18 protein-coding genes are annotated in these 14,284 nt (G+C 66.9%); 4 read left to right on the top strand and 14 right to left on the bottom strand.

Annotated features, from left to right (window positions below; genetic code table 11):
- Positions 1 to 121: 121 nt before the first annotated feature.
- A complete protein-coding gene (locus AB0J16_RS53855) occupies positions 122 to 706 on the bottom strand; it encodes a DUF1707 and DUF4870 domain-containing protein (RefSeq protein WP_358555297.1) in 585 nt (194 codons plus the stop codon).
- Between the two features lie 141 nt (positions 707 to 847).
- Here AB0J16_RS53855 and AB0J16_RS53850 point away from each other — a divergent pair, with 141 nt between their 5' ends.
- On the top strand, positions 848 to 1,189 hold the full coding sequence (locus AB0J16_RS53850) for a hypothetical protein (RefSeq protein WP_357940043.1): 342 nt from the start codon (positions 848 to 850) through the stop codon (positions 1,187 to 1,189).
- Between the two features lie 19 nt (positions 1,190 to 1,208).
- Here the strand turns inward: AB0J16_RS53850 and AB0J16_RS53845 are convergent, their stop codons facing one another.
- The 6 genes from AB0J16_RS53845 to AB0J16_RS53820 all read right to left on the bottom strand — a co-directional run bounded on the left by AB0J16_RS53845 (position 1,209) and on the right by AB0J16_RS53820 (position 7,407).
- The gene (locus AB0J16_RS53845) at positions 1,209 to 2,339 is read right to left on the bottom strand and encodes a Gfo/Idh/MocA family oxidoreductase (RefSeq protein ID WP_358555289.1); all 1,131 of its coding nucleotides are present in this window, start codon (positions 2,337 to 2,339) and stop codon (positions 1,209 to 1,211) included.
- The gene (locus AB0J16_RS53840; RefSeq protein ID WP_358555286.1) at positions 2,336 to 3,115 is read right to left on the bottom strand and encodes a ThuA domain-containing protein; all 780 of its coding nucleotides are present in this window, start codon (positions 3,113 to 3,115) and stop codon (positions 2,336 to 2,338) included. The genes AB0J16_RS53845 and AB0J16_RS53840 overlap by 4 nt, the downstream gene beginning before the upstream one ends.
- 24 nt (positions 3,116 to 3,139) lie before the next feature.
- Complete coding sequence (locus tag AB0J16_RS53835) at positions 3,140 to 3,964, bottom strand: carbohydrate ABC transporter permease (RefSeq protein ID WP_358555283.1); 825 nt, start codon at positions 3,962 to 3,964, stop codon at positions 3,140 to 3,142.
- Positions 3,965 to 3,971: 7 nt separating this feature from the next.
- The gene (locus AB0J16_RS53830; protein WP_358555280.1) at positions 3,972 to 4,937 is read right to left on the bottom strand and encodes a sugar ABC transporter permease; all 966 of its coding nucleotides are present in this window, start codon (positions 4,935 to 4,937) and stop codon (positions 3,972 to 3,974) included.
- A 19-nt stretch (positions 4,938 to 4,956) separates the two neighbouring features.
- Positions 4,957 to 6,198 (bottom strand): sugar ABC transporter substrate-binding protein, encoded by a 1,242-nt coding sequence (locus tag AB0J16_RS53825; protein WP_358555277.1) that lies wholly within the window; start codon positions 6,196 to 6,198, stop codon positions 4,957 to 4,959.
- A 132-nt stretch (positions 6,199 to 6,330) separates the two neighbouring features.
- Positions 6,331 to 7,407, bottom strand: a complete 1,077-nt coding sequence (locus AB0J16_RS53820; protein ID WP_358555275.1) for a LacI family DNA-binding transcriptional regulator — start codon at positions 7,405 to 7,407, stop codon at positions 6,331 to 6,333.
- Positions 7,408 to 7,710: 303 nt separating this feature from the next.
- Here AB0J16_RS53820 and AB0J16_RS53815 point away from each other — a divergent pair, with 303 nt between their 5' ends.
- Positions 7,711 to 7,896, top strand: coding sequence for a hypothetical protein (locus AB0J16_RS53815; RefSeq protein WP_358555272.1), 186 nt, complete (start codon positions 7,711 to 7,713; stop codon positions 7,894 to 7,896).
- A 442-nt stretch (positions 7,897 to 8,338) separates the two neighbouring features.
- Positions 8,339 to 8,752 (top strand): GntR family transcriptional regulator, encoded by a 414-nt coding sequence (locus tag AB0J16_RS53810; protein WP_358555270.1) that lies wholly within the window; start codon positions 8,339 to 8,341, stop codon positions 8,750 to 8,752.
- Between the two features lie 378 nt (positions 8,753 to 9,130).
- On the opposite strand, the gene AB0J16_RS53805 is transcribed toward AB0J16_RS53810, so the two are convergent.
- Positions 9,131 to 9,559, bottom strand: coding sequence for a hypothetical protein (locus AB0J16_RS53805; protein WP_358555267.1), 429 nt, complete (start codon positions 9,557 to 9,559; stop codon positions 9,131 to 9,133).
- A 403-nt stretch (positions 9,560 to 9,962) separates the two neighbouring features.
- On the opposite strand from AB0J16_RS53805, the gene AB0J16_RS53800 reads away from it, so the two are divergent.
- Positions 9,963 to 10,256: a hypothetical protein gene (locus tag AB0J16_RS53800; protein ID WP_358442047.1), complete on the top strand. Its 294-nt coding sequence runs from the start codon at positions 9,963 to 9,965 to the stop codon at positions 10,254 to 10,256.
- Positions 10,257 to 10,512: 256 nt separating this feature from the next.
- On the opposite strand, the gene AB0J16_RS53795 is transcribed toward AB0J16_RS53800, so the two are convergent.
- The 6 genes from AB0J16_RS53795 to AB0J16_RS53770 form a co-directional block, all read right to left on the bottom strand.
- Positions 10,513 to 10,920, bottom strand: a complete 408-nt coding sequence (locus tag AB0J16_RS53795; RefSeq protein WP_358442050.1) for a PIN domain-containing protein — start codon at positions 10,918 to 10,920, stop codon at positions 10,513 to 10,515.
- The gene (locus tag AB0J16_RS53790; protein ID WP_358442051.1) at positions 10,905 to 11,165 is read right to left on the bottom strand and encodes a type II toxin-antitoxin system prevent-host-death family antitoxin; all 261 of its coding nucleotides are present in this window, start codon (positions 11,163 to 11,165) and stop codon (positions 10,905 to 10,907) included. Before AB0J16_RS53790 ends, AB0J16_RS53795 begins: the two co-directional genes overlap by 16 nt.
- 87 nt (positions 11,166 to 11,252) lie before the next feature.
- Positions 11,253 to 12,323 (bottom strand): DUF4192 domain-containing protein, encoded by a 1,071-nt coding sequence (locus AB0J16_RS53785; protein ID WP_358555264.1) that lies wholly within the window; start codon positions 12,321 to 12,323, stop codon positions 11,253 to 11,255.
- A 69-nt stretch (positions 12,324 to 12,392) separates the two neighbouring features.
- A complete protein-coding gene (locus AB0J16_RS53780) occupies positions 12,393 to 13,133 on the bottom strand; it encodes an EI24 domain-containing protein (protein ID WP_358555261.1) in 741 nt (246 codons plus the stop codon).
- Between the two features lie 10 nt (positions 13,134 to 13,143).
- On the bottom strand, positions 13,144 to 13,725 hold the full coding sequence (locus AB0J16_RS53775) for a nucleoside triphosphate pyrophosphatase (protein ID WP_358555258.1): 582 nt from the start codon (positions 13,723 to 13,725) through the stop codon (positions 13,144 to 13,146).
- Between the two features lie 16 nt (positions 13,726 to 13,741).
- Positions 13,742 to 14,284, bottom strand: coding sequence for a DUF937 domain-containing protein (locus AB0J16_RS53770; RefSeq protein ID WP_358555256.1), 543 nt, complete (start codon positions 14,282 to 14,284; stop codon positions 13,742 to 13,744).

The raw sequence follows: 14,284 nt of genomic DNA, 5'->3' as shown, positions 1-14,284 counted from the left end.
CCTTCAGATCGGGTGAGGCCGCCGGCTCCTCCAGCGACACCTCCAAAATCGTGCGATTGATCGCCAACGGCGTCCGCACCGACTGTACGAGCCGCAAGCGACGACCGCTCAGGAGGCTGACCTACTTCACCAGACGAACCGTCATCGGATAGCGGAACGGGTTCTCCGAGAGCGCCGAAATGCCACCGGCAATGGACAGCACGACCGCCGCCACCCAAATGAAGGGAAGAAGCACGACCCCGATGATGGTGAACGGCAGCAGGAACGTCGCCCCCACCACCGTGAGCTGGAAGTTCAGGGCCTCCAACGCGTGCCGCCGAATGTAGGGCGAGGTCTTGCCGCCCGTCAGCAGCAGGATCAACGGCCCGATGACCGGGAATCCCACCAGCGTCAGCAGATGAGCCGCCGAAGCCCCGAGCCGTTCGTTGCTCTCCGGCGCCGCCTCGGGCCGAACCGGCGCGGACATGGGGCGAATCCTGGGGATGGCACTCGTGCCGTACAGCTCCGCCATGATGGGCATCAGATCACCGTGCGTACGCGCGGTCATCGCGCGCTCCAGCCGGTCGTCGAACTCGAGCTTGTCGAAACGCCCCTCCGCGTAAGCCGCCTGAACGTGCTCGACCACGTGCTCACGGTCCTGGTTGGTGACGCGCAGGTGAGCCGGCGGCACCTGTCCCGGGCCCCGGTGTGTGGGTACCCCAGCCATAACAGCCATGCCTCTCCTTAGATTCGTGCGGTCTCCCTCCATACTGACCACCGCACGTCATCATGGCCATCGGGAGAATCCCCGATGTGTCCCCTAGATCACCCCGACGCGCGTGACCGTTTGGCGGTATAAAAAGGACTCATGAGATGGCGAGACCGCTACGGCATTCGGCGGCTGCGCGGTTCCAAAATCGCGAAGTTCGACCGGGAAGCCACTGACGCCGATATCGAGGCTCTCATCGCCTTCGCCAAATCGCGGCGAGGCGTCGAGTTCTTCGTCGAACCCGAAACCTTCGCGACCGACACCACGGCCGTCGCCGTGGCCGACGACGGCGAGTGGACCCGCCGCCGGGTCGGCTCCCCCGCCGTGATCCACAAGGTCGCCCGCGACCTGGCTCTGCCGGTGTACGACGTTCAGATCATGGGCTACCCACCCCGGATGCGCGCGTACAACGAACGGCGACGTCGCGAGGAGAACCAGTAGCCGTCACAGCCCCCCGTCCTCACGTCTCCACCCGCTCGGCGCCGGCCAGCACCTCACGCACCGAGGACCATCCGGCGAGAGCGTCCCGTACGTCCGTCCGGGTCTCCTCCCGCAGCGCCTGCGCGTGGGCCCGTTCGAGCACGTCGTCCAGGCGCTCGATCCGGCCGCTCGTCGCCGACCGCACCGCCGCCTCCACCATCGCCAGGCTCATCACGTTCTCGTGCACCTCGCCGGACGGCGGCTCCCCGGTCCGGAGCGCCCGCGTGAACACCTGCAAGGCGCCGGCGATCCCGGAGTACGGCGGGCCGGCCGGTTCACCGGCGGCCACCTCGGCGTCGAGGACCGGGTCGTGGTCGCCGTCCCAGAGCGCGGTGCCCTTCTCACCGCTGACCCGCCAGCTCCCGTTCCACGAGGTGATGTCGCCGGGACTGCACCAGCTGCCGTTGTAGACGTACCGGGTCCCGCCGTCCATCTCGAACACCACGGTCGCGTTGGCGTCCCCCGCGAACCAGCTCCATGGCGGGTTGTACGACTGGCAGTACGCCGTCACCGGCTCGGCCCGGAGCAGGAAACGCGCCGAGTCGAAAGCGTGGATCGCCATGTCGATGAGCAGCGGGTACGCCATCAGATCGCGAAACCCGCCGAACCGCTCAGACCGGAAGAACGCCGTGCTCACCGTCCCGATCGCGCCGAGCCGCGCGGTCATCCCCCGCAGCGCGGCGAGCTGCGGGTTCCAGCGGCGGGACTGGCTGACCATGAACAGTTCGCCGGTGACCTCGGCCGCGGCGGCCATGGACAGCGCCCGGCTCACGTTCTCCGCGACCGGTTTCTCACCGAGCACCGGCAGACCGGCGAACAACGCCTCGGTGGTCACCGGGTGGTGCGCCTCGGGAATGGTCACGTTGATCAGCGCCTGGGCGCCGGTCTGCCGGGCGAGGGCGACGGCGTCGGCGCCGACCGGGAGGTCCGGCAGGCCGGCCGAGTCGGCGACCTCCCGGGCCAGCGCCACGTTCAGGTCGGCGATGCCGGTGAGCAGCACCTCGGGCGAGTCGGTGACCGTGGACAGCCAGACCCGGCCCATGCCGCCGGCGCCGACGATGACCACGCGGAGCGGGTCCGCCGGGCTGGAGGGGATCGTCCGGAAGCTCACTGCAGCGGTCCCGTGTAGCCCTGGCCCTGGAAGAACTCCTCGGTCGCGTACCGCAGGAGCACGGGATGGCTCCGTTCCGGCCGGTCGGTGCGGGCCCAGGCGACGCCGTTCGCGATGACCCGGCGCACGTCCTTGTGATGGTAGGTGGGGTACGCCTGGTCCCCCGGCCGGAAGTAGAAGATCTTGCCGTGGCCGCGGCGGAAGGTGCAGCCGCTGCGGAAGACCTCCCCGCCGCTGAACGAGCTGACGAACACGAGCTCGTCCGGTGCCGGGATGTCGAAGAACTCCCCGTACATCTCATCCTCTTCGATGATCAGCGGGTGCGGCACGCCCTTGGCGATGGGGTGCGTGGGGTCGACCGTCCAGATGAGCTCACGGTCGTGCTCGTCGCGCCAGCGCAGGGTGCAGCTCGTACCCATGAGCTTGGTGAAGATCTTCGACCAGTGCCCGGAGTGCAGCACGACGAGCCCCATCCCGGACAGCACATGCCGGTGGACGCGCTCGACGACCTCGTCGGCCACCTCGTCGTGCGCCGCGTGACCCCACCAGGTGAGCACGTCGGTGTCGGCCAGCACCTCCTCGGTCAGCCCGTGCTCCGGCTCGTCCAGGGTGGCGGTACGGATGACGCAGCCGTCGGCGAGGTTCTCCTGGATGCCCTCCGCGATCGTCGTGTGCATGCCCTTCGGATAGATCTTCGCCACGTGCTCCTCGATCTGCTCGTGACGGTTCTCGCCCCACACCGTCACACGCAGCGGGCCGGCAGTTCCGTTTGTCATGTCGAACCTTTTCTGCTGGGGGATTTACTTGACCGCGCCCGCCGTCGTGCCCGCGGCGACGTAGCGCTGGGCGACGACGAGCAGGACGATGGCCGGGATGGAGGCGAGCACGGCGGTGGCCATGACCGAGCTCCAGTCGTTCACGTATGTCCCGATGTAGGTGTAGAGCCCGAGCGTCACCGGGCGCACGTCCTCGGTCGTGGTGAGGGTGAGGGCGAACAGGAAGTCCGCCCAGGAGAAGAGGAAGGTGAACAGGGCCGCGGTGATGAGCGCGTTGCGGCTCATCGGCAGCACGATGGAGACGAACGTCCGGACGTGACCGGCCCCGTCGACCCGGCCGGCCTCCAGGACCGCCCGCGGGATGTTGATCATGAACGCGCGGACGATCAGGATCGCGAACGGGATGCCCGCGGTCGAGTCGGCGAGGATCAGGCCCGGGATCGAGTTGAGCAGTCCCAGGTCGTTGTAGGCGGTGTAGAGCGCGTTCGCGATGACGATCCCCGGGATCATCTGCGAGATCAGGATCCCGAAGAGGAACGCGCCCACGAAGCGGATCTTGAACTGCGCCAGGGCGTAGGCCGCCGGCATCGCGATCAGCAGGCTGAACACGACCGAGCCGAGGGCGACGACCAGGCTCGTGACCAGGTTGCGGCCCTGCTGACCGAGCGCGGTGGCGTAGCCGTCGAAGCTGAAGTCGAGCGGCAGCCACGGGGTGCCGACCGCCGAGCCGCCCGGCTGCAGCGAGACGTTGACCATCCAATAGATCGGGAACAGCAGAACGGCGAGGATGACGATCCCGGCGGCGGTGCTGCCCCAGCCGGCCCGGGTGCGCCTTGTGGTGATGGTCATGACGGCCTCACTCGTCCGCGGCACGCCGGTTGGCGCGCAGGTAGAAGATGGCGAACACCAGGGAGATCGCGATCAGGATGTTGCCGAGCGCGGCACCCTGCCCGAAGTCGAACTGCTGGAACGACAGGTGGTACGACTGCGTCGCGATGGTCTGGCTGGCGTTGGCCGGCCCGCCGCCGGTCAGCGCCAGGATCACGTCCAGCACCTTGATCGTGTAGACCACGCCGAGCACCAGCACGACGCTCACCACCGGGCGCAGCAACGGCCAGGTCACATACCGGAACCGCTGCCAGCCGCCCGCCCCGTCCAGCGCGGCCGCCTCGTACAGGTCCTCCGGGATGTCCTGGAGCCCGCCGTAGAGAATGGTCAGGTTGAACGGGATGCCGATCCAGATGTTCACCAGCATCACCGCCACCAGGGCCAGCGAGGTGCTGGTCAGCCAGCCGGGGTGGTCGCTCGCCACCCCAATGGCGTCCAGGAACCGGTTGAGCGCGCCGTTGTCCTTGTCGAGGATCCACCGCCAGACCGCGCCGGAGGCGATCAGCGGGATCAGCCACGGCAGCAGGATCAACGACCGGAGCACACCGTTGAGCGGGAAGCGGCGCCGGAAGAACATCGCCAGCGCCAGACCGATGACGAACTGCGCGGCGATCGAGCCGGCGGTGAACAGGACGGTGTTCAGCATGGCCTTGCCGAACACCGGGGAGGACACCACCGCGGCGTAGTTGGCGAACCCGACCCACGGCGCCTCGCCGGTGTAGAAGGTGCTCGTCGAGTACTCCTGGAAGGCCATCAAGAAGTTCTTGACGATCGGGTAGCCGAAGAACGCCACCATGTAGATCACGGCCGGGGCCAGGAACAGCACCTGCGCGGCACGATTCTGGAAGTGGAGCGAGTGCCAGAAGGGGGGCCGGGCATCGATTCCGTCGTCCGCCACGATGGCCGGCGGTGGTGGATCTGTCTGACGCACCATGGTGGACGGTTGTGGGTGCTCAACCATTCTGAGCCGTTTCCAGGGCCTTGGCCGGTGCGGCCTGGCCGGTCAACGCGGACTGGAACGCGGTGTAGATCTTCGTGGCCGCCTTCGGCCAGTCCGCGCCGAGTTCACCGGTGCGGGCCCGCGCGGTCGGGATCTGGTCCACGAAACCGGCCATGTTCGGGTTGCTGGAGCTGAACTTCTCCAGCAGCGCCTTCTTGGTGGGGATGGTCTGGGTGTCCTTGGCGAGGCTGAGCTGGTTGTCGTCGGAGTTGAGACAGGCGACGACCTTGGCGGCCTTGGCCTGCTTGTCCTTGTTCCCGGTCTGCGGCACGGCCCACGTCTCACCGCCGAGCGGCGCGACGATCGGTTTGCCGGCGACCGGTGCCGGGATCGGCGCCACCGCGTAGTTGACGCTCTTGCCCTCGGCCAACGCGGGGAACTGCCAGGGCCCGTTGATCGCCATCGCGGCCTTGCCCGCCCGGAACTGGTCGTTGACGTCCGCCTGGGTCCAGTTGAGAGCGGACTTCGACACCGAGCCGTCGTTCATCAGGTCGACCCACAACTGCACGGCCTGCGCGGTCTCCGGCGTCGCGATGTTCTTCTCGTCGCCGCCGTTGGACCACATGAACGGCAGGAACTGCCAGGTGCCCTCATAGTTCGCCGGTGCCGAGAACGCCAGCCCGTACGTGCCGCCGGAGGTCAGCTTCTTGGCCGCCGTCTTCAGCTCCGCCCAGGTCGTCGGCGGCTTCACGCCCGCCTTGTCGAGCAGGTCCTTGTTGTAGAACAGCCCGATGGTGTTGGTGATCGGCTGCAGGCCATAGAGCTTGTCCTTGTACGTAGAGGCGCTGACCACGCCCTCCACGTACCCGTCGGCCTTGAGCCCGAGGTCGTTCAGCGGAGTGAGGGCGCCGGTCTGGGCGATCTGCTGCAGATCGGGGTTGTCCAGCATCAGGACGTCCGGAAGGGTCCGCGAGGACGCCTGCTGGAGCACCTTCTGGATCAGGGTCGCGCCGGGCACCGCCTCGCGCTGGATGGTGACACCTGCCTGCTTGCCGCAGGCGTCGATGGCCTTCTGCCAGACCGTCTTGCTCGGCTCGTTGTTGTAGTAGTCGAGCACCCGCAGGGTCGAGGAGTCGCCGCCGCTGTTCGAGCCACCGCCGTTCGAGCCGCCGCCGCAGGCGGTGAGGGCGAGAGGCAGGGTGAGCATCGAGGCGAGCGCGGCCTGGGCGCGGCGGGAACGGGGGGAGCGGATCATGTCGTGTCCTTTCGGATACGGAGGGTTCCGGGGTGAATCAAGCAGTCGATACGTATCGACTGCGGCGGTACGAGCGTCCGTCGATACGCATCGACGATGCTTATCGGGGCCCCTGACCGAGGCCGTCGGTGATCAGTTGGAGGGAGTAGGCATCACGGTCGTCCGACGGGTGAGTCGTGGCGCGACCAGGTCGATTGCGGGACGTTCCACCCCGGAACTCGGATCGAGTAACCAGAACAGCGTCTCCATCGCGCGCCGGGAGACGTCGCGCGGTTCCACAGAGATATTCGTGTATGGCGGATCGGACTGTTCGGCCCAACGGTCGGAACTGAGTCCGATGAGGGAGATGTCACGGCCCGGCACGACGTCCTTCTTCCGCAGCGCGTTCAGCAGCGGCATGATCGCGTCGCTGTGCGGCACCACCACTCCAAGACGCCCGCCAGTCCGCCGGGCGTCGTCGCTGTGCGGCACCACTGCTCCGAGACGCCCGCCGGTCCGCCGGGCGAGGAGCTGATCGGCCGCGGCGGCCTCCTGCCCATGGTCGACCGGTTCGATCACCGTCAACGGAAGGCCGCGCACCCGCGCCTGCCGCCGCACCGATCGCAGAAAGCGGCCGACGTAGTTCAGGCCACGCTCCATCGCCGCAGCCGGGTAGCCCACAATGACGATCTCGTCGTGGCCGGTGTCGGCCAGCTCCTCGACGGCCATCCGGGCCGCCGCCTCGAAGTCGAGGTCGACGCAGTGCAGCCCGGCCGGGTCGGCCGGCACACCGATGAGCACCACCGGAACGGACAGCGCGGCGGCCACCGGGACCCGCTCGTCCTGCTCCTCGATGTCCATCATGATGATCGCGTCGCACAGGGCCCGTCCGGCGAGGCGCCGCAGACCCGCGGAGCCCTCGTCCGCGGTCACGAGCAGAACCTCGTGATCGTGGGCGCGGGCGGAGCTGGCGATGGTCTCGATGAACGGCAGCAACCCGAAGGCATCGCCCCCGGCCCCGAAGCGCACCACCAGACCGACCACCCGGGTGCGGCGCCCCGCGAGAGCCCGGGCGCCGGAGTGCGGCTCGTAGGTGAGCTGCGCCATCGCGTCCAGGACCCGCTGCCGCGTGCGCTCGGAAATGGGTCGCTTGCCGGTCATCACATAGGACACGGTGCTCTGCGAGACACCGGCGATACGCGCGACGTCCTTGCTGGTGAACGCCGCCATGACACCTCCTGGAGGAAATCGTCGATGCGTATCAATCGCCAGTGCCGATACGCTACGACGGCGGTCGTCCGAGCCACAAGACATCACCCCGCAATATTTCTGGAATCCCGCTGTATCGTCCGGATACGCGGGGAATCGTGGCCGCCGGAGCGCATGTGCCCTGGATCGACGAAGGGCCGGTCTCGCCGTGGGCACCGCTGCGCCGGCAGACGGCTCTCTGGTTGTGGATCGGCTCTGGTTGTGGATCGGCGTAGTGATCAGCAGCGCCAGCGCGTGGGCGTAGACGGTGAGCACGCTGGCTATTTGTCCGCGATCCATCCGGACGCCGCCACCATCGTCATGCTGGTACAGACCGCCGGGGTGCCGTTCGAAGCGTTCGACCGCGTGCAGGCGTACCTCGTGGTGGTCGCGGTCCTGCTCAGACCCGGCATGGAGCGAGGCGGTCTTACCTGCTGTTCTCGGTTTAATTGGGGCCAGGCTCCGCCATAGGGCGACCAACGGGCCAGTGCCATCAGCGAGCCTCGCCCATGAGGATCATCGTCCAAACGCGCTCTGCCACGGCCCGTGGCCATGGCCCGGCGTAGAAGACCTTGGGAGACGTGGTCTGGTGCGTGCAACGGATCATGTAGTGGCCGCCGCAGCTCAGCAGCTCATAGACGAGTGCGCGGCAGGAGCAGGTGTAGTCCACTATCCGCTGGCGGACCGGTTCCTCCTTAGTCCAGTCGATGTGCGTCGTGGTGGCGGCCGTGCTGCGGACTGACGGATGGGCGGAGAGTCTCGGACAAGGCCAGGCATCTGCCTCTAGACCTAGAAGCTCAGGCATAGCGGCAACCTCCCCTACCTTGATGTGGCAACGTTCCTGCTGCTCGTTCCTTATGGGCATATGCCTACAAGACCATATGAGGTAGTGGGGTTGTGATGATGAAGTGTTGTGATCGACTTCGGCTCCGATCGACCTGTGCACCGGCAGCTCGCCGACATCATCCGCGCGGACATCGCAGCGGGACGGCTCAAGCCTGGCCAGGCACTCTCGTCAGAGGGCCGGCTGATGCAGGAGTACGAGCTCGGCCGCGTCGCCGTACGGCAGGCACTCGGGGTTCTGCGCAGCGAGGGACTGATCGTCACCGTGAAGCGTGAAGGCTCCTACGTCCGCCCACAGGCCCCCGTCGAACGGGTGATCGTGGAGGGGCCCGCAGAGGTCACCGCTCGCATGCCGTCCCCAGACGAGCGGAGGGAACTGGACATCCCCGAGGGGGTTCCGGTATTCGTCCTCAGCCAGCCGCACAAGCGCAAACGCATCCTGCCCGCCGACCGGACAGCCCTCGTTTGGGGTACAGAGAGATGACACACGGCCTGACGGTTCAGACAACGAGCAAGCAAGGCCGACGATGCTAGCGGCGGCCAAAGCCAAGAATGCCGCCCCGATGCGGTCGTAGACCCGGCACACGGGGGTGATCAATTGGGCCCATCCCCGCGTGCTGCGGACGTGCCGGCGCCGCAGAGGTTCGGGGTGCCTCAGAACCCACCGGCACATCCTCAAGCCATCGTGATCATCAGCTCGATCGCTTCTCAGCACGACGGCAGGCCGCCTCAACGACACCAGCCGAGGAGAACAAGGGGCAGGCTCGCGGCGGCCATATCACCCTCTCAACCAATTCCAGAGATCGCAAGCTGGCGCAAATTAACATAGAGCAGATCGTGAAAGTTTGGACTTTTGATCGAGTTATCCGCCCTGATAAACGTTGACTCGGACGATGGCAAAGGCTTCCGCCCTGACCGATTTGCCCTGTAGTGCTTTCAGAATTTTGGGATGGTACCGGAGAGATGCGGGATCGAATGAATCCACGGACAAGGATGCGGCCCATTTAGCGGATTTCATTGCCGCCCCTGTTGGGCTCTTTCCTAGAATCTCCCATCCCCGCCCGCTGAGAAGGTCGGCAGTTTTGTCGATCGCTTCCTTGTTGCTCGTGCTTCCGACATCAATGACGAACGTATTAGTGATCTCTACATCATCATCGTAGCTGTCTTCGATGCCATCCTCCGCCTGCACTATGCCGATGCGGCGTACATCATCGAGAGCGGCGGGAGTTACCTGAGGAATGGGCGCAGAAAACAACCCACTTCGGAAGGCAAGGATAATTCCGATAAGCACGACGCCTAAAAGACCCCCTGCCAAAACTGCTCTTATCCACATAATGCTTTCTTCCCTCCGTCTTCAACGCATGACCAGAATGTCCAAACGGCGCCGTCACCGCCGCCTATGCTCAGCATCGCATCCAAATCCTACCGCCCCTGTTTTGCGTTAGTCACATTCTTTTGAGTCCCGTCGAGAACTCCGGTTTTCATCCACTTATCGAATCTGTCATGTTTCGGCACAGGATAATACCAGTTCGTCCCATCCCATACCGTGACTCCAGAGCATCCGCAATAAGCATATGCGGCTTCGATGTCATTGATGGGGCGTCCATCGATCGTTACATTCTGCTTCAGATGCTGCATCCAGGCCGCAGTCAACTGTATGGCCCTGGCGGGTGGCAGATTGCCGCGTCCCTGCTGTGCGAGTCGATTCCTATGGCGCGTGCCAGCGGGACGACAGCACGCTGATGATGCACGGCGACAGCGCGTTCTGCGCCGCCGAGACGGTGGCCACATGCCGCGAGCACGGTGCCCGTTTCGCCACCACCGCCGAACTGGACCCCAAGCTCAAGGCAGCAATCGCCGCGATGCCGCCTTGCGCGACGACCTCCGCCGGTTACCGGTGCCGCTCCAGCGCCCGCCCTGCCCCCGACCCACTACCCATGAACAAGCCGCGACCCGAACACGGCGGGTCACCCGCGCCTCGAAACTAGGCCTTCACCTGCAGGAGCGGCCCCCCTCAAGGGCCGGACCGAGAAACGATCACGAGAATTCAAGCCGTGGAGCCAAGCTCAGCCGAGGCCGACGTGATCCGACGCCTGGGCGCCGTGCTGACACACTGACGAGTCGCCATGCCCTCGCCCTGCCAGAGTATGACGTCCACTCCACATCTTGGGCCATCCGCCTCAGATACGTGTGTACGACGAACGACTGCGTCGCGAGGAGCACCACCAGGCCACGTGGTACAGCTCAATGAGGAACGACTTGCGCCCTGACACCGGGGAGATCGTCGAATGCGGCGGACGAGTCCATCGTAATCACCGTTCTCGCGGTGGTCGCGGCCGTCGCAGCGATCAGCAGATCGTACGCTCCCCGCTTCTTTCCCTCTCGCCGAACATGCGCCATGAGACGAGCATGAACCCTGGCAATGTCCGTCGTGTATTCCTCGACCGGAATCAGCGCAAGAACCTCATCCACAAAAGCCTGCCGATTGGGGCGACGTGCAGCATCGGCCAGCTCCACACCGACCAGCAACTCAGCCACGGTGATGGCGGCGATCGCCACATCGTCGGCGTCTCCGATCACCGTGTCCACAGACGCCTTGCCTCGCTCCGCGGCGATGAGCACACCCGTGTCGAGGATCAGGCGTCGGGCCACGTGTTCCTCATCTCGTCGTCGACCGTCTCGCGGGCGGCCGCCACATCGCCCTCGAAGTCGGCGTCCAGCGTCCCCGCGCTTCTGGCCAAGAATGCCTTGACCATCCGTCCTGGCGCAGTGGGCGCGGGACCGATCACCGCAATCCGCTTTCCACCGCGAGTCACCATGATTGTTTCACCTCGTTCTGCTTCGTCGAGAACCGTCGCGAAGCTCCGAGACGCCTCGGTGGCAGTCATCACCTTCATAAAATCAGATTATCTGATCTCGTGCCTCCAAAGGCTACCTTTAGGAGTCCGGGCGGTTGGGCTCGGCGTGGGGTTGAGGTATGCAGATCAAGCCGCCGTTTCGTGGTCTTCGTCGAGGATGTTGATCAGGGGGATCAGCCAGCCCGCGTGAACGGGGCCCATTGCGGAGTCCAGTTCGGCTGGGGTGGGGAGGCGGTCGAGCAGGGTCGCCGGGGACAGGAGTTGCTGAAGGGCGTGCATGAGAAGGTTGGCCATCGAGTAGGTCGGGTCGGTGGTCAGGGCGCGTTCGAGGGCGATGGTGGCCAGGACGCTGTCGCCCGTGCGCCAGGAGGCCATGGCCAGCAGGGACGCGGCCGGCGGGGTGAAGCGTGGCTCCAGGCGGCGGGTGAGGTCTTTCCAGAGGGCGGCGTGGGAGTCGCCGGCGAGGGTCCAGGCTTCGTCGCGGATTCTGATCACCGCCAGGTCGAGGCCGAGCCTGGCCGCTTCGGCGTCGTCCAGGCGGCCACCGGCGGCGTGGGTGGCCAGGGCGGCGCGGACTCTTACCAGGCCCCGGGTGACGAACTGCTGGGCGAACGCGTTCACGTCCGTCGCCTCCATCAGCCGGGTGCGGAACTCGGCGACGGCCTCCGCCGTGGCGCGGCGCATCGACACCCGGACGGGGCCGGTGAGCGGGGCGAGGGTGCGTTCCAGGCTCTGGCGGTTGGGCAGGGCCACGAGGCCGTGCACGGTGGCCTCGGCGGCGATCTGGCTGGTCGAGGTGTCGTACGGAGTGCCTTCGGGAGGGCAGCACTGGGGCACGTCGCACACGTACGACCAGTAGCGGCCGCCCTCGGCGCGCAGGGCCTCGTCCACGCCGACACTCGCTCGGGCGGCCAGTCGGCGGGCCTCGTCCACGGCCGGGGTGACCCGGTCTCCAGAGCCGTAGCCGATCAGGATGATGTGGGTGATGGCCTCACGATGGAACAGCGCCGACAAAGGCTCCAGCGTGCCCGGCGGAAACGGTAGTGGCCAGCGGGTCGCCAGCTTGGCCTGTCCTCGGGCGAGGCCGAGCACGATGAGGCTGTCGACCGGGTGGAACCCCACGAGGTAGGGCACCGCGGCGAGGACGTCGGTGGGGCTGGTCAGGGTCAGGCAGGGCCCGGAGGCGTTGGTCGTCATGAGGCATGAGGGTGCCTGTACGGAGGGGGTCCCGGATGCGCCGAACCGCGTTCTGGGGATAACGGAACGTCAGGGGGTGGGAGTTGGGGCCAGGCGGTCGCGGACGAACAGGGCCGCCCCCGCCACCCCCGCCGGCATCGCCACGACCGCCACAAAAGGCACCAAGAACAGCAAGAACACCACCACCCCGAACCCCAAGGCCCCCGCCTTGTTCCCCCGCAGCAGCGCGAACCGCCCCTTACGCCCCATCCCCCGCCGTTCCAGCGCCAGCGTGGTCAGCTCCACCGTCAGGAAGAACCCGGACACCATGGCCCCCAGCACCGGCACCACCGTCTGCCCGACCACCGGCACGAATCCCAGGAAGAACAGCGGCACGGTGAAAAGCAGCACATAGCCCAGCGTCACCAGACTGTCCCGCAGAGACCGAGGCAAGGTACGCCACCACGGCTGCTCCTCCGCCCCCGGCAGCGGATCCACCGTGGCGGACAGTTTCTCGTAGAACGGCTCCCCGATCGCCAGCGTGAGCGCCGTGAAGGTCAGCACCGCCAGCGCCAGCCCGCCGAGGACCAGCGCGATCCCGATCAGCGTACGGAAGAGGTCCCGCCACCCCCACGTGTCGGCGAACGGCGTAAGAAATTCCGCCATATCCGACGCGTTCGTGCCGAGGAAGATCAACGCCACCACGTACACGACAAAGGCCAGCAGCGCCGGGATCAACCCGAACAGCCACCACCGGCCATTCTTGGCGACCCAGCCCACACCCTGAAGGAAGAAGCCGACGCCCGCCAAGAAGTCGCGTACTGATCGCATGCCCGGCACGCTAGCGCCAGAACGACGTCACCGCGTAGCCCAGTTCGCCGAAAAGGTCGCGGATCAGCGGCAGCGAGATGCCGAGCACGTTGCCGTGGTCGCCCTCGATGCCCTCGACGAACCAGCCGCCCCGCCCCTCGATGCTGAACGCCCCGGCCAGGCCCAGCGGCTCGCCGGTGTCGGCGTAGGCGGCTATCTCCTCGTCGGACGGCATGCCGAAGCGGATCACGGTGCTGGCCACCTCGGCCACCTGCCGGCCGGCGGGGACGTCGATGACGCAGTGGCCGGTCACCAGGCGTCCGGTCCGGCCGCGCATCATCCGCCACCGCTCGACGACCTCCTCGGCCGTGGCCGGCTTGCCGTACGGCCTGCCGTCGAGCTCCAGGATCGAGTCGCAGCCGATGACCAGGCCCTCGTCGAGCCCGCTCGCGACCGCCGACGCCTTGGCCTTGGCGAGCTCAAGGGCGAGCGCGGCGGGCGAGTAGGCGGTGTATGGCTCCTCGTCGACGCCGCTGACGATCACCTTGGGGTCGAGTCCGGCGCTGCGGAGCAGGGCCAGCCGGGCAGGGGACGCTGAAGCCAGGATGATCACCGCACCAGCTTACCGTTCAGCGGTCGAAGTTCGGCTGGCCGGGTAGGTCCATGGAGTCCCCGTCGAAGATCGCGCCGAGCAGCTCGGCCAGCTCGGCGGGGAGGGTGGCGCTCTCCTGGTTCAGGACGTCGGCGACGGCCCCGGCCTCCATCCGCCCGCGAGTCGCCCGCCCGGCCAGCAGCGACATGATCATGGGCGCGATCAGCGGCAGCAACCTCATGATCGTGCGGCCGTCGACCCCCACCAGCCGTGACAACCCGTCGGCCGCCTGCTCGGTGCCCTGCCCGCCGAGTACGTGCCCCAGGATGCTCTGCCCGTCACGCGACAGCGACGCCACGTCGCCGTTGAACGGGTCGGCGTCCACATGGTCGTCGAGGGCGGCGCGCAGCGCCTCCGCACCTTCAGGGTGCGCGGCGTTGCGCGCCAGGCCGCCGATGATGGTGCCGGACACCGTCGTGAGCACGATACGGGCCGTTGCGGTGTCCGTGCCGAGCAGCCCGGCGACCTCCTCCAGCCCGGCATCGCCGAGCTCTGCGAGAAGCTCGTCGTTGAGTGTCAC

The organism is Nonomuraea sp. NPDC049750 (assembly GCF_040659625.1).
Taxonomy (GTDB): domain Bacteria; phylum Actinomycetota; class Actinomycetes; order Streptosporangiales; family Streptosporangiaceae; genus Nonomuraea.
This window is presented reverse-complemented; position numbering and strand designations above follow the sequence as displayed.